This window comes from Geodermatophilus sp. SYSU D00779, from assembly GCF_054050595.1.
In genome coordinates, this window is the sequence record NZ_JBJGZQ010000001.1 from 267,020 (window position 1) to 291,721 (window position 24,702).

General features: G+C 73.5%; 19 protein-coding genes. 10 read left to right on the forward strand and 9 right to left on the reverse strand.

Going from position 1 to position 24,702, the window contains the following annotated elements; all coding sequences use genetic code 11:
• Nucleotides 1-50: 50 nt before the first annotated feature.
• Nucleotides 51-1,988, reverse strand: coding sequence for a 2-oxo-4-hydroxy-4-carboxy-5-ureidoimidazoline decarboxylase (uraD, locus tag ACI79G_RS01230; RefSeq protein WP_456878971.1), 1,938 nt, complete (start codon nucleotides 1,986-1,988; stop codon nucleotides 51-53).
• A gap of 502 nt (nucleotides 1,989-2,490) precedes the next feature.
• Here uraD and ACI79G_RS01235 point away from each other — a divergent pair.
• The 10 genes from ACI79G_RS01235 to ACI79G_RS01280 all read left to right on the forward strand — a co-directional run bounded on the left by ACI79G_RS01235 (nucleotide 2,491) and on the right by ACI79G_RS01280 (nucleotide 15,792).
• Nucleotides 2,491-3,306 carry a hydroxypyruvate isomerase family protein gene (locus ACI79G_RS01235; protein WP_456878973.1) on the forward strand — a complete coding sequence of 272 codons (816 nt, stop codon included), beginning with the start codon at nucleotides 2,491-2,493 and terminating at the stop codon, nucleotides 3,304-3,306.
• A gap of 31 nt (nucleotides 3,307-3,337) precedes the next feature.
• Nucleotides 3,338-4,216 (forward strand): 2-hydroxy-3-oxopropionate reductase, encoded by an 879-nt coding sequence (locus tag ACI79G_RS01240; protein ID WP_456878975.1) that lies wholly within the window; start codon nucleotides 3,338-3,340, stop codon nucleotides 4,214-4,216.
• A 76-nt stretch (nucleotides 4,217-4,292) separates the two neighbouring features.
• Nucleotides 4,293-6,083, forward strand: coding sequence for a glyoxylate carboligase (gene gcl / locus ACI79G_RS01245; RefSeq protein ID WP_456878977.1), 1,791 nt, complete (start codon nucleotides 4,293-4,295; stop codon nucleotides 6,081-6,083).
• A gap of 294 nt (nucleotides 6,084-6,377) precedes the next feature.
• Nucleotides 6,378-6,800 (forward strand): allophanate hydrolase-related protein, encoded by a 423-nt coding sequence (locus tag ACI79G_RS01250; RefSeq protein WP_456878979.1) that lies wholly within the window; start codon nucleotides 6,378-6,380, stop codon nucleotides 6,798-6,800.
• A gap of 57 nt (nucleotides 6,801-6,857) precedes the next feature.
• Nucleotides 6,858-7,535: a GntR family transcriptional regulator gene (locus ACI79G_RS01255; protein WP_456878981.1), complete on the forward strand. Its 678-nt coding sequence runs from the start codon at nucleotides 6,858-6,860 to the stop codon at nucleotides 7,533-7,535.
• 378 nt (nucleotides 7,536-7,913) lie between these two features.
• The gene (locus tag ACI79G_RS01260) at nucleotides 7,914-10,046 is read left to right on the forward strand and encodes a S8 family serine peptidase (RefSeq protein WP_456878983.1); all 2,133 of its coding nucleotides are present in this window, start codon (nucleotides 7,914-7,916) and stop codon (nucleotides 10,044-10,046) included.
• A gap of 354 nt (nucleotides 10,047-10,400) precedes the next feature.
• Nucleotides 10,401-11,753: a family 43 glycosylhydrolase gene (locus tag ACI79G_RS01265; RefSeq protein ID WP_456878985.1), complete on the forward strand. Its 1,353-nt coding sequence runs from the start codon at nucleotides 10,401-10,403 to the stop codon at nucleotides 11,751-11,753.
• 275 nt (nucleotides 11,754-12,028) lie between these two features.
• Nucleotides 12,029-13,210, forward strand: coding sequence for a heparan-alpha-glucosaminide N-acetyltransferase domain-containing protein (locus ACI79G_RS01270; protein ID WP_456878987.1), 1,182 nt, complete (start codon nucleotides 12,029-12,031; stop codon nucleotides 13,208-13,210).
• 378 nt (nucleotides 13,211-13,588) lie between these two features.
• Entirely contained in the window at nucleotides 13,589-14,941 is a 1,353-nt protein-coding gene (locus ACI79G_RS01275; RefSeq protein ID WP_456878989.1) for a histidine kinase dimerization/phospho-acceptor domain-containing protein, read from the forward strand.
• 308 nt (nucleotides 14,942-15,249) lie between these two features.
• On the forward strand, nucleotides 15,250-15,792 hold the full coding sequence (locus tag ACI79G_RS01280) for a DUF305 domain-containing protein (RefSeq protein ID WP_456878991.1): 543 nt from the start codon (nucleotides 15,250-15,252) through the stop codon (nucleotides 15,790-15,792).
• Nucleotides 15,793-15,915: 123 nt separating this feature from the next.
• On the opposite strand, the gene ACI79G_RS01285 is transcribed toward ACI79G_RS01280, so the two are convergent.
• Genes ACI79G_RS01285 through ACI79G_RS01320 form a run of 8 tightly spaced genes read right to left on the reverse strand, consistent with a single transcriptional unit; the run spans nucleotide 15,916 to nucleotide 24,545 of the window.
• The gene (locus ACI79G_RS01285) at nucleotides 15,916-17,382 is read right to left on the reverse strand and encodes an NADH-quinone oxidoreductase subunit N (RefSeq protein ID WP_456878993.1); all 1,467 of its coding nucleotides are present in this window, start codon (nucleotides 17,380-17,382) and stop codon (nucleotides 15,916-15,918) included.
• Nucleotides 17,379-19,022: a complex I subunit 4 family protein gene (locus tag ACI79G_RS01290; RefSeq protein ID WP_456878994.1), complete on the reverse strand. Its 1,644-nt coding sequence runs from the start codon at nucleotides 19,020-19,022 to the stop codon at nucleotides 17,379-17,381. Before ACI79G_RS01290 ends, ACI79G_RS01285 begins: the two co-directional genes overlap by 4 nt.
• Nucleotides 19,019-20,899: a proton-conducting transporter transmembrane domain-containing protein gene (locus ACI79G_RS01295; RefSeq protein WP_456878996.1), complete on the reverse strand. Its 1,881-nt coding sequence runs from the start codon at nucleotides 20,897-20,899 to the stop codon at nucleotides 19,019-19,021. The genes ACI79G_RS01290 and ACI79G_RS01295 overlap by 4 nt, the downstream gene beginning before the upstream one ends.
• The gene (locus ACI79G_RS01300; RefSeq protein ID WP_456878998.1) at nucleotides 20,896-21,213 is read right to left on the reverse strand and encodes an NADH-quinone oxidoreductase subunit NuoK; all 318 of its coding nucleotides are present in this window, start codon (nucleotides 21,211-21,213) and stop codon (nucleotides 20,896-20,898) included. The genes ACI79G_RS01295 and ACI79G_RS01300 overlap by 4 nt, the downstream gene beginning before the upstream one ends.
• Nucleotides 21,210-21,791: an NADH-quinone oxidoreductase subunit J gene (locus tag ACI79G_RS01305; RefSeq protein ID WP_456879000.1), complete on the reverse strand. Its 582-nt coding sequence runs from the start codon at nucleotides 21,789-21,791 to the stop codon at nucleotides 21,210-21,212. The genes ACI79G_RS01300 and ACI79G_RS01305 overlap by 4 nt, the downstream gene beginning before the upstream one ends.
• A gap of 33 nt (nucleotides 21,792-21,824) precedes the next feature.
• Nucleotides 21,825-22,787 (reverse strand): NADH-quinone oxidoreductase subunit H, encoded by a 963-nt coding sequence (locus ACI79G_RS01310; RefSeq protein ID WP_456879002.1) that lies wholly within the window; start codon nucleotides 22,785-22,787, stop codon nucleotides 21,825-21,827.
• Nucleotides 22,780-24,213, reverse strand: a complete 1,434-nt coding sequence (locus tag ACI79G_RS01315; RefSeq protein WP_456879003.1) for a hypothetical protein — start codon at nucleotides 24,211-24,213, stop codon at nucleotides 22,780-22,782. The genes ACI79G_RS01310 and ACI79G_RS01315 overlap by 8 nt, the downstream gene beginning before the upstream one ends.
• The gene (locus ACI79G_RS01320; protein ID WP_456879005.1) at nucleotides 24,204-24,545 is read right to left on the reverse strand and encodes an NADH-quinone oxidoreductase subunit A; all 342 of its coding nucleotides are present in this window, start codon (nucleotides 24,543-24,545) and stop codon (nucleotides 24,204-24,206) included. The genes ACI79G_RS01315 and ACI79G_RS01320 overlap by 10 nt, the downstream gene beginning before the upstream one ends.
• Nucleotides 24,546-24,702 lie beyond the last annotated feature (157 nt).

The window sequence follows — 24,702 nt, forward strand, 5'->3', positions numbered from 1 at the left end:
TCCGCCGCCCGGCCGGGGCCGGAGGTCGCCTCCAGCCTCCCGCGTGCTGGTTACAGCGCGGTCGCGCCGTAGCGCTGGGTCCGCGCGCTGTGGATCGGGTTGGCGTCGGCCACCAGGTCGTCGAACCGGTGCCCGGCGATCTTCGCGATCTCGATGAGCGCGGCCGCGTGCTCCTGGACGGGCGAGTTCTGCATGCGGGCCCGGCCCTGCTCGAGGATCCGCTCCCGGCTGGGGTTGTCGCGGACGCAGACGATGAGCGGGAAGCCGAACTTCTCCCGGTACGCGGTGGTCACCTCGCGGAAGGCGGCGTGGTCCTCGTCGGTCAGCCGGGTGAGGCCCGCGGTCGCCTGGTCGAGGGTGGACTGCTCCCCCGCCGTCCCCTCGGCGACCGTGTCGCTGCCCAGCGCCGGGTAGGCGTCCATCAGCTGCCGCTGCTGCTCCGGGGTGGCCGCGAACAGGGCCTCCTGGAACGCCAGCCGCAGCGAGGCGGTGTCGGCGAACGGCCGCTGGGTGTAGGCGTTCTCCACCACCCACGTCGGGCCCTGGAACAGCCGGCCGAACGTGGCGACGAACTCCTCGCGGCTCATCGCGTTGACGTCCTGCAGCCGGACCTGCCGCTGCCCCGGGATGCCGGCGACGGCGGGGCCGTGGGGGCGCCCGATGTGGTGGAAGACGGCGTTCAGCACGATCGCGGAGATGCTGCCCAGCGTGATGCCGCTGCCGAGGATGATCCGGGCCCACGACGGCACCGCCTCGGCGATCCCCGGCTGGACGGTGACCAGCAGCGCCAGCCCCAGGCTGGTGGCGACGATGACCACGTTGCGGTGGTCGTTGAAGTCCACCCGGCTCAGCGTCTGGATGCCGACGACCGCCACGGTCGCGAACATCGCCAGCGCCGCCCCGCCGAGCACGGGGTGCGGGATGCCGGCCACCACGGCACCGGCCTTGGGCACCAGGCCGACGAGGATCATGAAGCCGCCCGCCGCGGCGACGACCCAGCGGCTCTTCACCTGGGTGAGGCGCACCAGGCCGACGTTCTCGGCGAAGCAGGTGTAGGGGAAGGAGTTGAGGACGCCGCCGATCGTGGTGGCCAGGCCGTCGGCGCGCAGCGCCGCGGCGATGTCCTTGCGACCGACCCGCTTGTCGACGATCTCGCCCGTGGCGAACACGTCACCGGTGGTCTCCACCGCGGTGATCAGCATGACCACGATCATCGACACGATGGCGGCCAGGCTGAACTTCGGCCAGCCGAAGTGGAACGGCGTGGTCACGCCGATCCACGACGAGTCGGCCACCGCGCCGAAGGTGGCGTCGCCCAGCGCCCAGGCGGTCAGTGTGCCGACGACCAGCCCGACCAGGACGGCGACCGTCGCCAGGAAGCCGCGGAAGAACCGCTGCATGAGCACGATCAGGGCCAGGGTGCCCAGCGCGTACGCGAGGTTGCGCGCGTTGCCCGGGTCCGGGTCGGCCGCGCCACCGACGGCATCGGCCGCGGCCACCGGGAGCAGCGCGATGCCGATGATCGTGATGACCGACCCGGTGACCACCGGGGGGAAGAACCGGATGAGGCGGCTGAAGTACGGAGCGATGGCGAAGGTGAACAGCCCGGCGACGATGACCGCGCCGTAGATGACCAGCAGCCCCTCGGTCCCGCCGCCCGCGGCGAGCCCGATGGCGATCATCGGCGAGACCGCGGTGAAGGTGACGCCCTGCAGCAGCGGCAGGCGGACGCCGACCTTCCAGAAGCCGACCGACTGGATGATCGACGCGATGCCGCAGGTGAACAGGTCGGCGTTGATCAGGTGGATGAGCTCGCGGTCGGAGAGCCCGATGGCGCCGGCCAGCAGGATCGGCACGATCACCGCGCCGGCGTAGAAGGCGAGCAGGTGCTGGATGCCGTAGACCGCGAGCTTCCCCGCAGGGGGGACCTCGTCGACGGGGTGCTTGCGGCGCTTGCCCGGCGCCGCGGGTCGGGCTGTGGTGGACATGGCGCTCCTCGGTGAGCCGGTCGGCTGTCTCCGCCGGGCGGAGTGGTCGTCCCCGTTGCTCGTGCGCAGGGTCTGTGCCGACGCCGCGCACCACCAGGCCTGCGTCCTCCCCGCTGCCGTCCCCGGTCGGGCCCGGACGGAGGAGGGACGCCCGGTCGGGTCCCGTGCGCGGGAGGCGCGGCGGTCCGGTGTCGCGGCGTCCACGGGACCTCCCGGGCAGGGGCTCGGCGCACCGAGGGGCGGTGCGGTGCCGGAGGACGCTAGGAGCGCGAATGGACCGGGTCAACGAGATCCCGTGCGATATACGAAATACTTCCGTCGAGAGAGTGCCCACTGGCCCGATTCCGGATATCCGATATATCGACCCTCGTGGTGGGATCGGCCGTTGACCGCGCTCCCCACCGTACTTAATGTCCGGACAGCAATTCCCGCAGGCGTTCGCCACGCCGACGACGCAACTCGTCGCGGGTCCCTCGTCCCGACCGGATCCATGGAAGAAGTGATGGTCGCCAGCCCCATCCGCTACGAGGTCAACTGCTCCATCCTCTTCACCGAACTCCCCCTGCTGGAGCGCCCGGCTGCCGCGAGGCAGGCCGGGTTCGACGCCGTCGAGTTCTGGTGGCCGTTCCCGGTCGCCGTGCCGTCGGACTCCGACGCCGACGCCTTCGTCCGCGCCGTCCGCGACGCCGGCGTCCGGCTGGTCGGGCTCAACTTCTCCGCCGGCGACATGCCGGGCGGGGACCGGGGCCTGGTGTCCTGGCCCGCGCGCTCCTCGGAGTTCCGGGACAACGTCGACGTCACCGTCGGGATCGGCGAGCAGCTCGGCTGCCGCGCGTTCAACGCGCTCTACGGCAACCGGGTCGACGACGCCCGGCCCGAGGAGCAGGACGCCCTGGCGGTGGAGAACCTCGCGCTCGCCGGCCGGGCCGCGAGCCGGGTCGGCGGCACGGTCCTGGTCGAACCGGTCAGCGGCGCGCCCCGGTACCCGCTGCGGACCGCGGCAGACGCCGTCGGGGTGGTCGACCGCGTCGCCGAGGAGACCGGGGTGACCAGCCTGGGCTTCCTCTGCGACCTCTACCACCTGGCCGTCAACGGTGAGGACCTCGACCGGGTGGTCACCACGTACGGCTCGCGGGTCGCGCACGTGCAGATCGCCGACGCGCCCGGCCGGCACGAGCCCGGCACCGGGGAGCTCGACCTCGACCGGTACCTCGGCCGGCTCGCGGACGCCGGTTACGACGGCTGGGTCGGGCTGGAGTACGTGCCCAGCGGCGCCTCGGCCGACAGCTTCGGCTGGCTCCGCGGCCCCGCCGCCTGAACGCCCACCGCCCCGACACGGAGGAACCCTCATGACAACGGTCGCCTTCATCGGCCTCGGCATCATGGGCGGCCCGATGGCCGCCAACCTGGTCACGGCCGGCTTCGACGTCATCGGCCACAACCGCAGCCCCGAGCCCGTCCAGCGGCTCGTCGAGCGGGGCGGGCGTGGAGCCGGCAGCCTCACGGAGGCGGTGCGGGACGCCGACGTCGTCGTCACCATGGTCCCCGACTCCCCGGACGTCGAGGCGGTCACCATCGGCGCGGACGGCTTCTACGGCCTGGTCAAGCCGGGGACCCTGCACATCGACATGAGCTCGATCCGCCCGGACGTCGCGAAGAGGGTCGCCGAGGCGGGCCGCGAGCGCGGGGTCCGCGTCCTCGACGCCCCGGTGAGCGGCGGCGAGCAGGGCGCGATCGACGCGACCCTCTCGATCATGGTCGGCGGCAGCCCGGAGGACTTCGCCGACAGCCGACCCGTCCTCGAGGCGGTCGGCAGGACCATCGTGCACGTGGGGCCGGCCGGCTCCGGCCAGACGGTCAAGGCGGCCAACCAGCTCATCGTCGCCGGCACCATCGAGCTCGTCGCGGAGGCCATCGTCTTCCTCGAGGCCCACGGCGTCGACACCGAGGCCGCGGTCGAGGTCCTCGCCGGAGGGCTGGCCGGCAACGCGATCCTCGACCGCAAGGCGGCGGCGATGCTCCGCCGCGACTTCACGCCCGGGTTCCGCATCGAGCTGCACCACAAGGACCTGGGCATCGTGACCTCTGCTGCCCGCGAGGCCGGGGTGGTCATCCCGCTCGGGGCGGTCGTCGCCCAGCTCGTCGCCAGCCTGAAGGCCCAGGGCGACGGCGCCCTCGACCACTCGGCGCTGCTCAAGCTCGTCGAGCAGCTGTCCGGCCGCTCCTGACCGCTCCTCCCGACACCCCACGCGACGACGCGGGGCCCGGCTCCCGGGCTCCGGAGACAGGAGACCCATGCCTCGCATGAGGGCCATCCAGGCCGCGGTGCAGATCCTCCAGCGCGAAGGCGTGACGCACGCCTTCGGCGTGCCCGGAGCGGCGATCAACCCGCTCTACGCCGCGCTCCGCGAGAACGGCACCATCTCCCACGTGCTCGCCCGGCACGTCGAGGGCGCCTCGCACATGGCGGAGGGCTACACCCGGGCCGAGGCCGGCAACATCGGCGTCTGCATCGGGACGTCGGGACCGGCCGGCACCGACATGATCACCGGGCTGTACTCGGCCTCCGGCGACTCCATCCCGATCCTGTGCATCACCGGCCAGGCGCCGACCGCCCGGTTGCACAAGGAGGACTTCCAGGCCGTCGACATCGCCGCGATCGCCGCGCCGGTCACCAAGATGGCGACGACCGTCCTGGAGCCGGCGCAGGTGCCGCGCGCCTTCCAGCAGGCCTTCCACCTCATGCGCTCCGGCCGGCCCGGCCCGGTGCTGATCGACCTGCCCTTCGACGTGCAGATGGCCGAGATCGAGTTCGACGTCGACGCCTACGAGCCGCTGCCGGTCTACAAGCCGCAGGCCACCCGCGGCCAGATCGAGAAGGCGCTCGACCTGCTCGCCGCGGCCGAGCGGCCGCTGGTCGTCGCCGGCGGGGGGATCGTCAACGCCGACGCCGCCGACCTGCTGGTGGAGTTCGCCGAGCTGGTCGACGTCCCGGTCGTCCCGACGCTGATGGGCTGGGGCGCGATCCCCGACGACCACCGGCTGCAGGCCGGCATGGCCGGGCTGCAGACGTCGCAGCGCTACGGCAACGAGAACCTGCTGGCCTCGGACCTCGTGCTCGGCATCGGCAACCGGTGGGCCAACCGGCACACCGGCGGGCTGCAGACCTACACCCGCGGGCGCACGTTCGTCCACGTCGACATCGAGCCGACCCAGATCGGGCGGGTGTTCACCCCCGACCTCGGCATCGTCTCCGACGCCGGAGCGGCGCTGCGGCTCTTCGTCGAGGTGGCCCGGGAGCGGCGGGCGGCCGGGCAGCTGCCCGACCGCGGCGACTGGGTCGAGGAGTGCGCCCGGCGCAAGCGGACCCTGCTGCGCCGCACCCACTTCGACGACGTCCCGATCAAGCCGCAGCGGGTGTACGAGGAGATGAACAAGGCGTTCGGGAGGGACACCCGCTACGTCAGCACCATCGGCCTCTCCCAGATCGCCGGCGGCCAGTTCCTGCACGTCTACCGACCCCGGCACTGGATCAACGCCGGCCAGGCCGGGCCCCTGGGCTGGACCGTGCCCGCGGCCCTCGGCGTCTGCGTGGCCGACCCGGATGCCACGGTGGTGGCGCTGTCCGGCGACTACGACCTCCAGTTCCTCATCGAGGAGCTGGCGGTCGGGGCGCAGTTCAACCTGCCCTACATCCAGGTGCTGGTGAACAACTCGTACCTGGGGCTGATCCGGCAGGCGCAGCGCGCCTTCGACATGGACTACGCCGTGCAGCTGGCCTTCGACAACGTCAACTCCCCCGAGCTCGGCGGCTACGGCGTGGACCACGTCAAGGTCGCCGAGGGACTGGGCTGCAAGGCCCTGCGGGTGCACGAGCCCGACCAGATCGGGCCCGCCCTGGAGGAGGCCAAGAAGCTGCTGATCGAGCACCGCGTGCCGGTGGTCGTCGAGGTCATCCTCGAGCGGGTCACCAACATCTCGATGGGCACCGAGCTCGACAACGTCGTGGAGTTCGAGGAGCTGGCCAGCACGGGCGAGCACGCGCCCACCGCCGTCTCCGCGCTCGACCTCGAGCCGATGCACCTGCTCGACTAGCGAGGAGGACGCGTGCCGTCGTGGTGGCGCCGGGCACGTTCAGGGGCTCCCTGTCCGCGCCGCAGGTCGCGGGGGTGCCCGCGGGGGGATGGACGTGCCGGTCGTCGCCGTCGCCGGCCGCTCGCTGCTGACCCCTGCCGACCTGGCGCCCACCGGGATCCGCGCCGCGTACGCGCTGACCGACATCGAGCCCGACCCTGCCCGGTGCACGGGCGAGGCCGGGCCCCCTCCTGGAGCGGCTGGCCGGGCTGGTCGCCGCCGACTGGGTGACCGACGACGACGAGGAGCGATCACGTGACACCACCAGCCGCGTCCGAGGAGGGTGTTGCCGTCCCCCTCTTCCTCAACGGTGAGGGCATGCGCGGTGGTCGGGTGCACCCCGGCATCGCGCGGTACCCGTTCCTCGGTGAGGCGAGGACGGCTCCGCGTTACCGCTTCTACGCCTGCGAGGGCGGCTTCCCGGCCCTGTGGCCGGTCACCGAGGGCGGGGTCTCCGTTCCCGGCGAGCTGTGCGCACTGCCCCTGGCGGCCGTCCGCGACGAGTTCATGCCCGTGGAGCCCCCCGAGCTGGAACTCGCCGTGATCGAGCTCGCCGACGGGTCGGCCAGCCTGGCCGTCGTGCTGCGTCCCGAGGTGCACGCCCGGGGGGACGGGCTCGTCGACATCTCCGACTCCGGTGGCTGGCGCGCCCACCAGGCGAGTCCAGGGCATCGCTGACGGCCGGGAGGAGGGAGACTACCTGCCACACAGGTCAGCAGAGCGAGGTGGCAGGTGGTGACGACGTTCCGACCGCAGACCATGCAGGAGGCGGTCCTCCGGGAGCTGCGGCGCCGGATCAACGACGGTGAGCTGCCGCCGGGGACCGTGATCCGGGTCGACGCGGTGGCGGCGGCCCTGGGAGTCAGCCGGATCCCGGTCCGCGAGGCCCTCATGATCCTCGAGGGAGAAGGGCTCGTGACGCACCGGCCCCACGTGGGCTTCGCCGTCCCGAGCCTGACCGCCGAGGAGCTCGAGGAGATCTACTACCTCCGCGCGCTGCTCGAGGACGAGGCCCTGCGGCGAGCGGTGGCAAACGCCACGGACGCCGACCGCGCAGCGGCCCACGAGGCCTGCGCGGCGGCCGAGGACGCGCTCGCCCGAGGACAGGTCAACGCCTTCAGCGACAACGGCCGGCGTTTCCACGCCGTCGTCCTCGCCTCCTGCCGCATGCCGCGCCTCCTCCGTCTGCTCGACGGCCTGTGGGACGCCACCGAGACCTACCGGGCAGCGAACAAACTGGACGAGACGGGGCAGAAGACCCTGCAGGCCGAGCACCAGGTGATGCTCGACGCCTTCCTCGCCGGGGACGAGCAGCAGCTGGTCGGAGCAGCGGAGCTGCACCGGCAGCACCTCCTCGCCGGAGCCCTCCTCGGCACGTGTCCCACAGCCGACCCGCCCGCCGACCGGACCTGACGGCTCGGCGGAGGCGCGACACCGGTGTGCGCACCGGTGAGGTCTGAGCGCTCCGCTGGTCGGCCCGACGCGTCGCCCCTGAGGGCTCGCCACGGCGCCCGGTCGGTCCGGACGCGCAGGGGCTGGTCGGTCGCGGCACCCGGTGCGTCCGGCCCTCGAGCCGCCGGACCTCCGGTGTCGCTGACCCCCAGGACCACCGACCCCGCGGGTCGATCCCGAGGCAGGACGAGTCCTCGGCTCGGTGATGGACCGGTGACGTCGTCATGACAGGCGCCTCGGAGCCTGTGGGCGTCGGGATGGGGGGCTGGACGGTCGACCCACGGTCGTCCCCCGTCCCCCGGCCGCACCCACTGAGCACCGGACACGAGGAGACGTGACATGTCGGACAGCCGCTCCCAGGATGCGTTCCGCGATGGTCGGCGGTCGTACTGGGCCGACGGCGAACGGGTGGCGCTGACCCCGTCGTCGGCCTTCCTCGCCGTCGAGCCGGCACCGGGCGGGGCAGCAGAGCTGGCGGCGGCCGCCGATCGGATCGCCGGGATGGCGGCTGCGGAACGGGTGATCCCCCTGCCCGAGCGAGGTCTCCTCCTCGTCGGCACCAGTGGCCACGCCGCCGGCGCCGCACGCTCGGCCGACCGGCTCCGCATGGCGGTCGAGGACGACGAGCGCCTCGTCAGCGGGCCCACCGTGTTCGAGACGGACAGTGCTCCCGGCGTGTACCTCGTGTCGGCCGGCGAGGTGATCGTGAAGTTCCACGGCGGCGCCGAGAGCGCCGCCGTCCGGGCCGTCCTGGACCGTCACGGCGCCACGGTGGTGCGGCCCGACCACCCCGAGCCCGGCGCCTTCCTCGTGCACGTGGACGGAGGCGACGCGGCTGTCGACGCGGCCAACGCCCTCCACGACGAGGACCTCGTCGACTACGCCGAACCCAACTTCGTGCAGATCAGCAGGCAGCCTGGACCGATGCGCACGCTCGCCGACGCCGTGCCGGCACCTGCGCGGCCCGTCGACGACCTGAGCGCGCTCGTCACCCCAGAACGCGCCTCCCTGGACGGGCGGGTCGCGGATCCCGGCTTCGCCTCCCAGTGGGGCCTGACCAAGATCCGGGCTCCGGAGGCATGGACCATCACCACCGGCAACTCCGCCGTCACCGTCGCGGTGGTCGACCAGGGCACCGACACCGCCCACGAGGACATCACCTTCCGCCTGCCGGGCTTCGATGCCTACGACGGTGACAACGATCCCCGTCCCCATGGCAACGACGCCCACGGGACGGCGTGCTCGGGGATCGTGGCGGCGAAGAAGGACAACGGCAAGGGCGGCGTCGGTGTGGCTCCCGGCTGTCCGGTGCTGCCCGTCCGCATCGCCAAGGGCCTGCCTGACGGCTTGTGGGACACCGACAGCGCCAAGGTGGCCAGCGGCGTGCGCACAGCGGTGGACCGAGGGGCCGACGTCCTGTCGAACAGCTACTACGTGATGCCCAGCACCGCGGTGACCAACGCCTTCCAGTACGCGGCCACGAACGGCCGCGGCGGCCTCGGCTGCGTCATGACGGCCGCAACCGGCAACGAGGACACGCTCGGCGTCGTCTACCCGGCCCGCCTGTCGCCGTCGGTCAGGGGCCTGCTGGCTGTCGGGGCCTCCAACGAGTGGGACCAGCGGAAGAGCAGGACCAGCCTCGATGGCGAGACCGGGTGGGGGTCGAACTACGGGCCCGAGGTCGACGTGGTCGCACCCGGGGTCCACGTCCACACGACCGACATCACGGGCGCCGCCGGCTACGGCGGCGGGAACTACGTGTCGAACTTCTGGGGCACCTCGGCGGCCGCCCCGCACGTCGCCGGGATCGCCGCGCTGGTCCTGTCGGTCGATCCCGGCCTGCGCGGTTGGGAGGTCGAGGACATCCTCAAGCTGACCGCGCGCGACCTCGGCGCCGCCGGCCACGACCAGTTCACCGGCTTCGGGCGCGTCGACGCACGCGCTGCGGTGGAGGCAGCCAGTCGGCTCTGGTCCGACGTCGTCCCAACGGCCGAGTTCATCGGAGGCCAGGCGTTCATGCGCGTCGACGTCCGCCTCTACAACCCCGGGATCAACACCGTGCGGGTCGACTCGTTCGCCCTGACCTCACTCACACCCGACGGGTCGAGCGAGATCGATCGGTTCGAGTACCGGCCCGAGTCGGGCACTGTGCTCCTGCCACGCAGCGGCCAGGACATCCGCTTCACCGGGCTGCTGCTCAAGGCCCACGGGACGTCGAGTTCGTGGTCGCACCGGTGGGCTTCGAGTTGGACCTACACGTTCTGGCGTCCCTCGACGCCCGTGTTCCCCCTCACCGTCGGCACGGCCGGTCCCGATGGAGCGATGGTCGGACCCCACGGCAGCGGCGAAGGCCGGTCCGGCGGCGAGTCGGGGGGCTCGGCACCGGCCACGCGCACCGGTGGCGCGCCCACGGTCGCCGGTGAGGCCATCCACCTGACCGGCAGCCGCACGATCACCATCACGATCACCTGATCGGTCGGGATGGCCTGGGCTCCGGCCTCGGTCATCGAGGGCCGCTCGGCGTGCGGCTGCCGAGCGGCCCTCGAGCGCGCCCGTGACCTCGGGGCAGCGGCCTCCCGCCACCGCCGGCGATCACCTGCACCGTCCGGCGCCGGGGTCGCGAGGACGACGGGATCGCGGTGCCTGGTCCCTGCGGTCGGCGATCCCGTGGGTCCGCTCGTGCGTGCTCGTCGGTCCCCACCGGCCCACCCGGCGTGCCATATTCGTCGGGTCCGCCCGACGGCCCCACGACGCCGGCACCTGCCGCGGTACGGGACGCCTCCGCGCGACGTCGTCCGAGGGCACCACCGCCCCTGGGAGGGCACGATGCCGGGTACGAGCACCCTTCGCGTCCGCGGTGCCGGGCGCCGGCGTCCCCGCTGCCGCCGTCAGGCGCTCACGCTGCCCGGCCTGCTCGCCGTCCTCCTGCCGCTGCTGGCGGGCGTCGGCGCCGACCCCGCGCACGCCGAGAGCTCGCCGTACGGCCGGCAGCTCGCCGTCGAGGGGCTCGCCGACCCCGACGTCTACAAGGTCGACGACGACCTGTACTTCCTGTCCGGGACGTCGCCCGAGGACGTCCTGCCGATCTACACCTCGACCGATCTGCAGACGTTCAGCCTGCTGCGCCGCTACGACCCCAGCGAGCACGACCCCCTCTACCACTACTGCGCCAAGTGGGCGCCGGACCTGGACAAGCAGGGCGACCACTACGTCCTCCACTTCGTGGCCAACCGCGTGTCCAAGGGCGAGCCCTGCCCCTCGGACGACAGCGCGCCGACGATCTTCTACGCGACGGCGCCGGCGACGAACGACGACATGCAGTTCGGTGCACCGCAGACGATCAACGGGGACACGGGGTACCCCCGCACCCACGTGACGGCGGGCTGCCCGGCCGACGGGTGCGACAAGGCGATGCGGCTGGACCCGTCGGTGTACTTCGACGGCTCCCGCCGGTGGATGCACTACACCTGGTTCCTCCCGGAGGGCGGCAACGTGGTGTCGGCCTACCCACTCGACGCACCGGAGGAGCTCTTCGAGGTGACCCGGCCGACCACACCGGCCGAGGAGGGCGTCAACGAGGCGCCCACCCTCTTCGGCCGTGACGGCCGGCACTACCTCGTCTACAGCCAGGGGCACTACCGGAGCGAGTACGCGATGAGCTACGTCATGGCTGCCCAGGTGAGCGACCTGACCCGCGAGCGCGAGCGGTACTCCCTCTCGTCGCCGCTCAAGACGCACGACGGGCAGCTGATCGAGAACCAGGGGCACAACACCGTCACCGACCGGCACGGCCAGTTCTACACGCTGTACCACGTCGGCCGGTTCAGCCCCACCGGCGTCTTCGCCGGCCGCGACGTCTACGTGCAGCCTCTGGTGTTCAAGGCCGACGGCTCCCTGAACACGATCAACACCGTCGCCCTGCAGTGGGGAGCGGCACCTCGGGGTGAGTACTCGATCGACGTGCAGACCCGGGACGGCGAGAGCATCACCGCCTGCCTACGTGCCGGCAACGTGACGTCGGTGGTCTTCAACGAGGTGTGCACGGCCGCCGGCGACCGGGTCGTGCACAAGGCCGACATCGCCGCCTTCCGGATCAACCGGATCGTGGACGGTGAGACGGTGGCCACCACGACGCTCGCCTACGACGGCTACACCGACAGCCTCGCCACGACCGTCTGAGCCGGCCGGTCCCGGGGTCGTCGCGGCCTGCGGTGCGGCTGCCGACCACCTCCGGACCGGTCCCCGGGCGCCCTCCTGGTGCGGGGAGCCCTCCGTCCCCTGCATCCGACCGAGGACCTCGAGCGGCTCCTCCCCGCAGGGGCGGGAGGGGGCGTGTCGTCGTCTCCGGAGATCCCTGCGATCGAGGCGAGCAGCGCCTCATCGGAGGGCAAGGACTCGGCAAAGGAGCCTCGGGCTGCGGCGCGGTCCGATCGGCGGCTCCTACGGTGCCCGCCATGGGCACTCAGACGATCGTTAGTACTACCCGGGCTGGACCACCCGCGTCGGCCAGACACCGAAGCTCCCGAACTGCCGGCAAGGTCCGCATCAGCGGGCTGGACCTCGCGCGCGGCCTGGCGGTCCTGGGGATGATCGGCGCTCACCTGGACCTGACCGAGAACCTGTCCTGGTCGCCGTCGAGCTGGCAGGCCCTCGTCTACGGCCGGCCCGCGGCGTTGTTCGGCGTCCTGGCCGGGGTCTCCATCGCGCTGCTCGCCGGGGGAACGCGACCACCGTCCGGGGACGAGCTGGTCCGCGCACGGAAGCGGATCATGGTCCGCGCGGCCTGGGTGTTCCTCATCGGCGGGGTGCTGGAACTGCTCGGCACGGAGGTCGAGGTCATCCTCGGCGTGTACGCGGTCCTCTTCGTGCTGGCGCTGCCGTTCCTCCGGTGGTCCCCGCGCCATCTGCTGATGCTGGCCGCGGGCCTGGCCGTGGTCGCCCCGCCCGCGTCCCTGCTGCTGTCGCAGGTGGCGATCGTGACCGAGGCCGAAACGGCGTTCACCTTCCTGGTCCTCACCGGTGCCTACCCCGCCCTGTGGTGGTGGGTGTTCGTCCTGGTGGGCCTGGCCGTCGGCCGGCTCGACCTCTCCGCCCGCCGGGTCCGGGCCGTCCTCCTCCTCGCCGGCACAGCGGCGGCGGTCGCGGGCTACTCGCTCGGCTGGCTGAGCACCCAACTGCTCGCCGACGGCGTGGCCTTCCCCGAGCCCGTGGATGCGTCCGGGCGCATGCCGGGGTGGAACGAGCACAGTGCCGGGCAGTGGGACTGGAGCTGGCTGAGCGGGTCGCACCCGCACAGCGGGACACCGTTCTGGTTGCTGGCCTCGGCCGGTCTCGCGACCGCCGTCATCGCGGTGTGCCTGGTGGTCGCCGAGGCCTTCCCCCGCCTGACCCACCCCGTCGCATCCGTGGGCGCGATGGCCTTGACGGCGTACAGCCTCCAGATCGTGGCCTTCCGGGTCTTCCCCCCGGACGGGTCCTTCGGCGGCCGCGTCTGGCTCGCCTCCACCGCCGGGGTGGTCGTCTTCGCGGTGGCCTGGCGGCGGCTGATCGGCCGCGGCCCGCTGGAGCGGCTGCTCACCTGGAGTTCCAACCAGGCAGCCGGGTTGTCCGTCCGCACGCCCGCGCCGGCGGTCTGACGACTGCTCGCTGCCCCGCACGAAGGGGCGGACTCCGGTGCACGACGTGACGTCGGAGCGCACTCGCGGTGTCCGGCACGGGGTGCCCGCTGTGCCGCACGGAGCGGTCGAGCGACACCGCCGGGCGTTCGGTGCCGTGGACCCAGCGAGTGCCGGCGCCCGGGACGGATGCGAACAGGGACGACACGTCCGTGCCCTCCCTGGTGGGCTCCCCTCCACCGGACGTCAGACGCAGACCCCGCCCTGTTCCTCGCGCGGGCCGGAGCACCTGCGACCGGTCACCGCGCACGGAGGGTCCGACAGCGCCGGCCGGGGGCTGCATCCTGGCGACCGCCGAGAACCGCACCGCTGGGCGGCTGCGGAACGGAGATGACGCCCATGCGCACTCGGATCATCGGCGTGGCCGTGCTGGCCTCGGTTCTCGCCACCTGCCTGTTCGGTGTGCCCCTGGGCGTCGGGGCCCTGGAGTACCTCACGAACGAGGAGCGCGGTCATCTGGTCAGGGTGGCGAGCGACGTGGCGATCGACGTCGCCGCTGATGTGGAGGAGGGCTCAGCGATCGCCCCTGACGCCCTGACCGACATCGGCGAGGACGGAGAGCACCTCACCGCGGCCGTGTTCGACGAGTCGGGTCGACGCCTGGCCGGCGCTGTGTCCGACGGTGACGCCGGGGCCCTGGCCCGGGCCTTGGACGGAGACATCGAGGTCGGCGCCGGAGCCGACGTCCTGGTCGCGGCTGTCCCGGTGACCCACGGGGACGACGTCGTCGGTGCGGTGGTGGTCTCCGAGCCACGAACGGACGTGCTCAGGGAGGTCGTGCCCATCTGGGCGGCCATGGCGGCGTTGGCGTGTGCAGCGGTGACCGTCGCCGTGCTGGTGGGACGGTGGCAGGCTCGCCGCCTGGCGCGGCCGCTGGAGGACCTCGAGGAGAGCGCCCGCCGCCTGGGCGACGGCGACTTCAGCGTCCGGAACCGCAGGGGTGGGATCGAGGAGATCGACGCCGTCGGCGCAGCCCTCGACGCGACCGCGGCCCGGCTGGACGACCTGCTCGCACGCGAACGGGCTTTCTCCGCCGACGCCTCCCACCAACTCCGCACCCCCCTGGCCGGGATGCGGCTGCGCCTCGAGGCCGCGCTCGATCAGACCGACGTCGACCCCCGCCCCGCGATCGCCGCCAGCCTGGTCGACGCCGACCGCCTGGGGACGATCATCGACGAGGTGCTGACGCTGGCTCGCGCCGGCCAGGCCGCGTCGGCCGCCCCCATCGACCTCGGCGCGCTGCTCGGCGAGTTGTCGCCTGAGTGGGGCGCGCGCCTGGCACTGCACGGGCGCGACCTCGACGTGCAGGTCGATCCCGGCGCTCCGCGAGCTCGCGGGTCGACCGCGGCCGTCCGCCAGGTGCTGGGCGTGCTGGTCGACAACGCCACCACGCACGGCCAGGGCACCGTCGCAGTCGTCGTCCGGGAGGCCTCGGGGGCCGTCGCGGTCGACGTCTCCGACGAGGGCCCGGGTCCACAGGACGCGACGGCGGTGGTCTTCGGCGGGCGGACCGACGTGCACGAGGGACACGGGATGGGACTGCACCTGGCACGCCGGCTCGCCGAGGCCGAGCAGGGCCGACTCACCCTCTCCCGAACAGCGCCACCGGTGTTCACCCTGCTCCTGCCCCGAGCTGAGGAGGTGTCGTCGGAGGAGACGGGGGTGGGTCTGGCCACCGCGCCACAGGAGTGACCACCCGGGAGACTGCCCGCGCTCCACCACGGCGGCCCCCAGACGGCGGGCGAGGTGCCCGGATCGGCGCGAGCCGGAGCTGGGCGACCGAGCTGCCGCAGGGATGCCCCCGTCGGGCGCTGAGGTGGACCACGGCCGTCTCAGCTGGGACGGCCCTGGCGGCACCGACGAGCGTTGACCTGCAGGGCCTGCCCGGACAACTATGGGCGATAGTGGCCGCCGAGCGGGGGTGGCCGAGGCCGACCGGGATGGAGGCACCCGAGGTGCCTGAGGGGCCCGGACAGGTCGGATGGACCCCGTGGCGCGCGATGGCCTCCGCCGTCGACCCGCTCGAGTCGCCTCCCCACCCGGCGACCGCGGCGGTCGGCCGGCTGTCGGCGTCGGACGCGATCTGGGCGGCCGCGCTCGTGCACCACCTCAACGCAGGTGTCGAGATGTCCGAGCTCGCGATGGACAGGGCGACGAGGGAGGAGCTGCGGCAGTTCGCCGCTGTCTCGAAGTCGGCCCAGGAGGAGGACCTCGCCCGGCTGCAGCAGATCGTGGACGCAGCCGAGGTGACGGCCACAGCGCCGGAGCCCCGGATCGAGCGGATGAACCGGTTGCACGTGGAGACGCTGCGGTCGCTGACCGGCACGGCGTTCGACCGGCACTGGGTCACCGTGGCCAGCGGACACCACATGTCGGCGGCCATGCTCACAGCCGTGGCCATGGCCGGCAGTGGGAGTGATGGCGGGCGGGCGCTGCAGGCCGCGGTGCGGGCCGGCCACCTCCGAGCGCTCGGGCTCCTCCTCCAGCTGATGGGATCGACCCCGGACCCAGCAGTGGGCGGCGGGCACGGCGCGGACGGGTGAAGGCCGCTGGAGTGTCGTCGGCGTCCCCACGCCCACACGGGGGCCGCCGGCGTCGCCGCTGGTCGAGCTGCCCGGGACCGGACAGGCGCTCGTCACGTACACGACGCACCGGCGTCCGGTCCGTCAGGCGGGCAGGGCGAGGGCGAGCCACAGGCCGGCGCCGACGCCGAGGAGCACCGAGGTGATGGCGGCCGAGTGCAGGACGACGGCCGGTTGCACGGCCGTGCGCTGCGCGGTCCTCGTCGCCGTCGGGCCGCCGGTGGGACCGGCGTCGGCGGCTCCGAGGTCCTCCTCGGCGGGCGCGCCGAGTGCGCCGGGCGTGATCCAGCGCAGGTAGTAGAAGAGGCTGGCGACGGTGTTGACCGCAGCCAGCACGACCAGCCAGACCATCGCCCCGTCCCAGGCGGCGGAGAAGACGGCGAGCTTGCCGACGAACACGGCCGTCGGCGGCGTCCCGACCAGCCCCAGCAGGCAGACGACCAGGCTGACGACCAGCGGCCGCCGCCGTGCCACCGCGGCGGTCCAGTCGGGGATGGTCCGGGCGGCCGGCGCCGCGGCCACCGCGGCGAAGGCGCCGATGTTCGTGACGGCGTAGCCGGCCAGGTAGACCACCAGCGCCGGGACGGCGAGGTCGGAGCGGGCCGCGACGGCGACCACCACGAACAGGTACCCGACCTGGCTCACCGTGGAGTAGGCCAGCAGCCGCAGCACCTCGGTCTGCGTGAAGGCGGCGAGGTTGCCGAGGGTCATGCTGGCGGCGGCGAGCACGGCCACGAGGAGCGGCGCGTCGACCGGGACGGCGACGAACGGCTCGGTGAGCAGCCGGAAGGCCGCCGCGACCGCCCCCAGCTTGGGGACGGTGGTGATGAACGCGGCCATCGCCGGCGTGGTCCCGGCAGTGACGTCGGGGACCCAGAAGTGCACCGGCACCGCACCGGCCTTGAAGGCCACTCCGATCAGCACACCCAGCACGCCGACCGCGACGAGCGGAGCGGAGGCGTCCGGCAGACCGAGGGCGAGGGCGGCGTAGCCGGTCGAGCCCGAGGCGAGCACGAGGGCCGCGATGCCGATCATCATCAGGACGCCGCTGAGGGCGCCCATCAGGTAGTACTTCAGCGTCGCCTCGGTCCCCCTGCGGTCCTTGGCGAAGCCGGCCAGCGCGTAGAGCGGGAAGCTGGCGAGCAGGAACGCGGCCATCAGCAGCAGCACGTCGCTGGCCGCGGCCAGGGCGGTGGTGCCGAGCGCGGCGAGCAGCATCAGCACGTAGGCCTCGGTCTCCCGGGGATGACCTGCCACCGACGGCGCGGCGAGCACCATCGCGACGGCGGTGGCCAGGGCCACGGTGATCCGGACGACGCCCGTGGTGGTGTCGACCGTCCAGGTGCCCTCGAAGACGGCCGTGGCCGGACCGGGCAGCACCGACGCGGCGGCGACCGCACTGCCCAGGCAGGCCAGCACGGCGAGCGCACGTACCCGCCACTGCCGGCGCTGCGGCGTCCACAGCCCGAGCAGCAGTCCACCGACCGCGCCGGCCATCAGGACCAGCTCGGGCAGCAGCGCCAGGAACTCGGCGCCCGGGTCGCCGGTCACCGGGACACCAGCTGCGCGACCGCCGCAGCCGCCGGTTCCACCACGTCGAGCAGGAGACGCGGGAACAACCCGAGCAGCACCGACAGCGCGAGGAGGGGGACCACGGCGGCCACCTCCCGCCCGGACAGGTCCCGGACGCGGACCCGCGTCCCCGCCGAGTCACGTTCCAGGGTCGCCGTGGCGCCGTCCCGTCCGGAGGGCGCGGGCCGCTGCACGGGAGCCGCCTCGTCAGCTCCGGCCTCCGGTGCTGCTGCGTTCCCCTCCTGGCCGGCCGGCACGACCAGCGGCCCGGTGAGCAGCCGCTGCAGGGCCAGCAGGAACAGGCCGGCGGTCACCAGGATGCCGACGACCGCGACGACGGTGGCCACCGGAGCGGCCGGGAGCGCACCGGCGAAGACCTGGAACTCGGCGATGAAGCCGGACAGGCCCGGCAGGCCGAGGGAGCCGAAGGCGGCGACGGCCAGAGCCGCCGCGAAGACCGGCGCAGGGCGGGCGAGGCCGCCCCACCGGCCGACGTCGTAGGTCCTGCCCCGCGACCAGAGCACGCCGCTGAGCAGGAACAGCGCTCCGGTGAGCAGCCCGTGGCTGACCATCTGGTACGCAGCGCCCACCGTGGCGACGGTCCGGACGGCCTCGTCCGCCGCGGCGACCAGTCCGGTGGCGCCGAGCCCCAGCAGCACGTAGCCCATGTGGTTGACCGAGGTGTACGCGATCATGCGTTTGACGTCGGTCTGGGCCAGCGCCACGAAGGCGCCCCACAGCACGCTCACCACGCCCAGGACGACGACCACCGTGGCCCAGCGCTGCCAGGCGTCGGGCAGGATCGGCATCGCGATCCGCACGAACCCGTAGGTGCCGAGCTTGAGCAGCACCCCGGCCAGGATCGCCGACCCCGGAGCGGGCGCGTCGGTGTGGGCATCGGGCAGCCAGGTGTGGAACGGGAACAGCGGCGTCTTCACCGCCAGCCCCAGCCCGATGGCCAGCAGCACCAGCCCGCCCGCCACCGGGGAGTCGGCCAGCGGCGGGTCCTGCGCCAGCGCGACCATGTCGAAGGTGCGCTCCTCGCCGCCGAGGAACAACCCGATGAACCCGACGAGCAGCGCCAGCGACCCGACGAACGTGTAGAGGAAGAACGTCAGCGCGCTGCGCCGGGCGTCGCCGTGTCCCCAACCGGCGATGACGAAGTACATCCCGACGATCGTCAGGTCGAAGAAGACGAAGAACAGGATCAGGTCCAGCGCGGCGAACGTGCCCAGGCAGGCCGTCTGCAGGAACAGGAACAGCGCGGCGAAGCTGCGCGGCCGGTCCTCCTCCCGCATCGACCACACGGCACACGCCAGGAACAGCACCCCGGTGAGGGCGAGCAGCGGCAGCGAGAGCCCGTCGACGCCGATGTGGTAGCCGGCGTCCACGGTGGGGATCCAGCGCACGTCGACCTCGTAGGCGATGCCACCGACGACCCCGGAGGCCCCCTCCCCCGGCTCGTAGCGCCACCACATCCAGCCGATGAGCGCGAGGTCGACGCTCGCGGCCGCGATCCACGTCCAGGACGCCGCGCGCCCGGACAGCCGCGGAACGGCGAGCAACACCCCCGCGACGGCCACCGGCAGCAGGATCACCACGGTCAGGAACACGGTCACCTCACCAGCAGCAGGAGGGCGAACAGGAGGCCCAGCCCGGCGACGGCCTGGGCGTAGTACTGGTGCAGCAGGCCCGTCTGCGGACGACGGGCCGCGGCACCGGCGCGGCGGATGGCGCGGGCCAGCCCCCGCACGCCGCCGTCGACGACCGATCCATCGGCGCGGGACAGCAGACCGGCCAGCCGCCGGACCCCCACCGCGACGCCCACCACCGCGCGATCGACCACACGGTCGTCGATCGCCGCCAGCACACGGGCGACCGCCAGTGCCGGTCGCGGGGACAGCAGCGTCCCCAGCCCCGCCCAGCTGCCCAACGGACTGCGCTCGAGCGCTGCCACGGCACCGGGCCGGCGGCGGACGAACACGACGGTGCCGGCGAGAGCGAGGACCGCCAGCCCACCGGAGAGCACCAGTTCGCCGAGGGTCGGGGAGGGCTCGCCCTCCACACCCAGCACGGCCTGGACCGGCTCGGCGACCGTCGGCAGCGCCAGCACCCCGAGCCCGGCCGCGAACAGCGCGAGCACGACGGCGACCGCCGTGCCGGCGGTGGGCACCCGGCGGGTGCCGCGCTCCTCCTCGTCGAGGTGCTCCTCGCCCACCGGGCGGGCGAGGACGACGGCCAGCAACCGTCCGGCATAGACGGCGGAGAGCGCCGCGGCGGCCAGGCCCACGACCCGCAGCGCGGCACCGTCGACCCCGGCGAGCACCTCGTCCTTGGTCGCCCACAGCGACAGCGGCGGGACCCCGGCCAGCGCGAGCCCGGCCACGGTGGCCGCGGCACCGACGCCCGGATGGCGGCGCGCGGCGCCGCGCAACCCGACGAGCTGCTTGGTGCCCAGCGCGGTGAGCCAGGCACCGGCGGCCACGAACAGCCCCGCCTTGACCGCGGCGTGCGCCACCAGCTGCGCGGTGCCACCCGCGGTCGCCCCCACCCCGGCGGCCAGCACGACGAAGCCGATCTGGGCCGCGGTGCTCGCGGCCAGCAGCTGCTTGAGGTCGCGCTGGGCGAGGGCGACCGCGCCGAGCACGAGCGCGGTCAGGGCGCCGACCCAGGCGGCCGCCGGGGCTGCCCAGCCGGTGGCCTCCAGCAGCGGCTGGGTGCGCAGCAGCAGGTATCCGCCGGCGGCGACCATCGTGGCCGAGTGCAGCAGGGCGCTGACCGGGCTGGGGCCCTGCATCGCCCCGGACAGCCATGCGGAGAACGGCAGCTGCGCGGACTTGCCGAGCGCGGCGGCGAGGACGCCTGCGGCGGCGAGGTCCGCCCACCCATCCCGCGCTCCCGGCAGGTCGGCGAGCACCAGGCCCCCGGTCCCGGCCAGGGCCGCTCCCGCGGCGACGTACAGCCCCAGGTCACCGGCCCGCGTCGCGACGAATGCCCGGGTACCCGCGTTCAGCTTCCCCGGGTCCTGCCAGCGGTAGCCGATCAGCGCGTACGAGGTCGCCCCCATCACCTCCCAGGCCAGGAGGAGGGCGGGCACGGTCGCCGCCGTGACCGTCGCGAGCATCGCCGCGATGAACAGCAGGAAGTACCCGGAGAACCGGGCCCGCGCCGCGTCCGCGGGCAGGTCGACGGCGGCGAACACCGTGGTCAGCAGGCCCACCGCCGCGACGAGGACCACCAGGATCGCCGACAGCCCGTCCACCACGAGGCGGAGGTCGCCACCGGGCACGATGCCGAGGAACGGCACGGACAGCCGCGGGCGAGCCTCGGCCACCACCACGGCCGCGGCCACGGCGCCCGCGGTGGTGACCACGGCCAGCGGTCCGGCGGCGCGGTCGGCGCGCCGGCCGGTGACCAGCAGGACCACACCGACCAGGGCCGGCACGCTCACCAGGAGGCCGAGCAGGGCGCCGCCGCCTCCCGTTCCGCCGGTCATCCGCGCAGGTCCGTGGCCATGTCGACCACGTCGACCTGGCGTGCCCGGTAGATGGCGATGGTGGCGGCGAACCCCATGGCCATCTCCACCGCCATGACGACCAGGGCGACGACGACGACCATCTGCCCGTCCGGGGCCTCGGGAGCCAGGGAGTACCAGGCGGCGGCGCCGGCCAGGAGGACGCCGTTCAGCGCCAGCTCCAGCCCCATCATGATCATCACGATCGACTGCTGCGACAGCGCGCCGAACACGCCCACACCGATCAGGGCGGCAGCGACGGTGAGGACGATCTGCAGGACCAGCTCCGCGGTCATCGCGGCAGCCCTCCGGGGACGGGGTCGTCCGGAGCGGCGGCGTCGAGGTCGGCCCCGAAGCGGTCGTAGCGGCCGCGGGCGGTGGCCAGCACCGTGCCGGCGATGATCGTGGCGAACAGGGCCACGCCGATCACCAGCATGACCAGCATGTGGCTGCCCATGATCGCCTCACCGAGCTGCATGGTGCTGTCGGCGGGCGGCTCCCCGCCGCGGGTGGGCCAGTCGACCGTCCAGATCCCCACGGTGAGCACGGCGAAGACACCGGCGCCCAGGACGGCCGACCCACGGGGGTTGTGGACCATGGTCATCGGCACCAGGCCGGCCGGGTTCATCATGAACATGACCATGAAGACGGCCATGACGGCCATCTCGATCGTCATCATCAGCGCGGTCACGAACGCCAGGTACGGCAGCTCGACGGCCACGAGGATGCCGGTGACGGCGAGGAACGACGCGAGCAGCGCGAACGTCGCCCGGGCCATGGAGTCGACGACGAACACGGCGATCCCGGCGGCCACGGACAGCCCGCCGAGCGCGATCACCGCCGCGACGGCCCAGCCGGAGAGGTCGGTCAGCACGCTTCTCCCTTCGTCAGCAACGGACGCCGCCCGTCAGGCGTAGAAGCCGGTCAGCACGAGGACGGCCACGGCGAGGGCCTGCAGCAACGTGGCGGGGATGAGGACCATCCAGCCGATCTCGACGAGGCGGTCGGGCCGGATGAGCGGGATCCGGCGTCCGACCACGACGAGCAGGACGACGACCGCGACGGTCTTGAGCAGCTGCCACAGCGGCCCGGGGAGCCACGGGCCGGCGTCCCCACCGAGGAACAGCGCCACGGCCATCGCCGCGGACGCGCCCAGGAAGACCGCCCGGCCCAGGTCCAGCAGGAGCCGCTCGACCCCGGACAGCTCCGAGCGGACCCCGCCGGCGATGTCCGGCCCGGCCGGTGCGGCGAACGGGCCCCAGAACGCGAACGCCGCGGCGCTGGCCAGGAACACGACGAACGCGACCGGCATCGTCACCACGAACCACAGGTCACCCTGTGCGGCGACCACGTCCGTGGTCCGCAGCGACCGGGCGCCCAACCCCACGGTGATGAGGGCGAACATCAGCGGCAGCTCGTAGGACAGGCCCTGGATGAGGAACCGGTACCCACCGGTCAGCGCGTGGACGGCGTTGGGGCCCCAGCCGACCAGCCACACCGCCGCCCACAGGATGGCCTCCATCGCGTTGAACCAGACGAGGTCGGCACTGGTCGACAGCAGCGTGCGCCCGCCGATCGGCACGACGGCCAGGGACAGCAGCGCCAGGATCGGTACCGCAGCGGTCCCCAGCCGCCAGAGCAGGGGGTCCGGTGCCAGGGTGGTCCGCCGCTGCTCGATCACCAGCCGCGTCCCCGACCGCAGCACGTCGGCGCCGGCCCGGACGCCGGAGCCCGAGCCGGACAGGACGGCGCGGTCGACGGCGGCGACGAGGAGCCCCAGCAGGAGGCCCACGACGGTGATGGCGAGGACGGCCGGCCACGACCCCCAGGCCGCCGCCGAGGTCACGACGGCCTCACCGGGCTCAGACATCGGCCACCACCGGTGCGCCGGTCGTCCGACGGGTCAGCGGCACGCTGGCCACGACGAGCCGGGCAGCCGCCAGTTCCGCGCCCTCGAGCAGGTGCGCCACGCGCCCCAGGGACGGCTCGGGCCGGGCGTCGACCGCGATCTCGGGATCGGCGGCGAGCTCGCACCACCACCGGACCCGGTCCAGGACGTCGCCGCGGAGGTGGTGCGCGCCGTCCTCGGCCATCGCACCGATCCCTCGGACCGACCAGGCCAGCGTCCGCGAGCGGCGGACGCGGCGCGCGAGTCGCACGGCGCGACGGTGCCCCGCGTCCACGAGGTCCGGGTCGGCGGCGCGCAGGTCGTCGCGCGCTCGTCGAGCGTCCCGCGCGGCCACCGGCCAGCCGGCCACGTCCAGGAACCGGGCCAGGTGGTCCAGCGCCTCCAGCCGCGCGGACGGGCGGTCGCCGGAGTGTCCCTCGACGTGGTCGGCGGCGTCGACCCAGGAGAGCGAGACGTCGGTCAGGACGTCGCCCTGCAGCTGCCCGCGCACCAGGAGACCCGTGGGCCAGCCGGGGAGCACCGGCCCGAGGGTGACGTGCAGGACGTCCAGCTGGAGACCGTCGCGGTCGGGGGCCGTGCCGGCCATGGGGAGCCCGGCGACCTCCGCGCTCCCGTGGTCCATGCCGCCGTGCCCGCCGTGCCCGCCGTGTCCCATGCCGCCGTGTCCCATGCCGCCGTGTCCCATGCCGCCGTGGTCCATGCCGCCGTGGTCGGCGTGCTCGCCGTGGCTCGACTCGCCGGGGTCGGCATGGTCCACGTCGCTGTGTCCCAGGCCCTCGTGGTCGGCGTGCTCGATGCCCCCGTGCCCGGGCTCGTCGGCGTCCTCGTGCTCACGGTGGTCGCCGTGCTCGTGACCGGTGTGGTCGGCGTCGTCGGGGTCCGGCCGGTCCGTGCCGGCGTGGACGGTGCGGTCCACGTCGGCGTGTCCTGTGTGGTCCGTGCCCGCGTGGCCGGCGTGTCCCGTGCCGGCATGACCCTCGTGGCCCATCGCGGCGTGGTCGTCGTCCTCGTCGCCGGACCGCCCGAGGAGGGTCGCCGGCGAGGGGCGCGTCTGCTCGTCGAGCGGGGCACCCGCTGCTGTCGCGAGCAGGGCGTCGCGTGCGGTGTCGAGCACTCGGCCGACGTCGGTACCGGAACCGACGCTCGACCTGTGTCGCGGCTGCGGGACCTGCGACCAGAGGACGTCGACGGCGCGGGACAGCTCCTCACCGGCAGTGCCGAGGACCAGGAGCAGGTCCGTCTCCGCAGGTGAGGACGCGCAGGCCCAGCCTCGGCGGTCGAGTTCCGCCTCCACGGTCCACCTCAGGTCGGTGGCGCCCGGCGCGTCGACCAGCAGGACGCGAGGCCGGGACCAGGCCCACCGCTGCACTCGGCGGATCACGTCCATCGCAGCGCTCCCTCGCGCCACACGTAGACGACCCCGACCACCAGGACGGCCAGGAAGCCGAACATCTCGGCGACGGCGCTGGCACCCATCTCCGCCACGACGACCGCCCACGGGTACATGAAGACCATCTCCATGTCGAAGGCGAGGAAGAGGATCGTCACGGCGTACCAGCGGGCGTGGTACCGCGAGACCGCGTGCTGCTGCGGGAGCACCCCGGACTCGAACGGCAGGACGAGCGCCGGCTGGCGGACCCGGGTGAGGAAGAACGACGCGGCGTAGAGCGTGATGACGAGCGTGCAGGTCAGCGCCAACAGGGACAGCACAGCGACCACGGGGACCACTCCTCTCCGATCCTGGCCTCGGGGTCTGCGAGCGGACGGCCGGCGGCTCGACGGCTTCTCACCCCGCCGTCACCCCGCTCGTCGCGCGGAGCACCGGCCATGGCGGCGCCGCTCCGGTCCGGTCGGGGGTCGGATCGGCGCCGCCACG

Coding starts and splice junctions, on each gene's coding strand:
- ACI79G_RS01300 (WP_456878998.1), bottom strand. CDS start 21,213: ATGACCGCGGAGCTGGTCCTGCAGATCGTCCTCACCGTCGCTGCCGCC.
- ACI79G_RS01260 (WP_456878983.1), top strand. CDS start 7,914: ATGTCGGACAGCCGCTCCCAGGATGCGTTCCGCGATGGTCGGCGGTCG.
- ACI79G_RS01310 (WP_456879002.1), bottom strand. CDS start 22,787: ATGTCTGAGCCCGGTGAGGCCGTCGTGACCTCGGCGGCGGCCTGGGGG.
- ACI79G_RS01240 (WP_456878975.1), top strand. CDS start 3,338: ATGACAACGGTCGCCTTCATCGGCCTCGGCATCATGGGCGGCCCGATG.
- ACI79G_RS01270 (WP_456878987.1), top strand. CDS start 12,029: ATGGGCACTCAGACGATCGTTAGTACTACCCGGGCTGGACCACCCGCG.
- ACI79G_RS01235 (WP_456878973.1), top strand. CDS start 2,491: ATGGTCGCCAGCCCCATCCGCTACGAGGTCAACTGCTCCATCCTCTTC.
- gcl (WP_456878977.1), top strand. CDS start 4,293: ATGAGGGCCATCCAGGCCGCGGTGCAGATCCTCCAGCGCGAAGGCGTG.
- ACI79G_RS01295 (WP_456878996.1), bottom strand. CDS start 20,899: ATGACCGGCGGAACGGGAGGCGGCGGCGCCCTGCTCGGCCTCCTGGTG.
- ACI79G_RS01265 (WP_456878985.1), top strand. CDS start 10,401: ATGCCGGGTACGAGCACCCTTCGCGTCCGCGGTGCCGGGCGCCGGCGT.
- ACI79G_RS01280 (WP_456878991.1), top strand. CDS start 15,250: ATGGCCTCCGCCGTCGACCCGCTCGAGTCGCCTCCCCACCCGGCGACC.
- uraD (WP_456878971.1), bottom strand. CDS start 1,988: ATGTCCACCACAGCCCGACCCGCGGCGCCGGGCAAGCGCCGCAAGCAC.
- ACI79G_RS01275 (WP_456878989.1), top strand. CDS start 13,589: ATGCGCACTCGGATCATCGGCGTGGCCGTGCTGGCCTCGGTTCTCGCC.
- ACI79G_RS01315 (WP_456879003.1), bottom strand. CDS start 24,213: ATGGACGTGATCCGCCGAGTGCAGCGGTGGGCCTGGTCCCGGCCTCGC.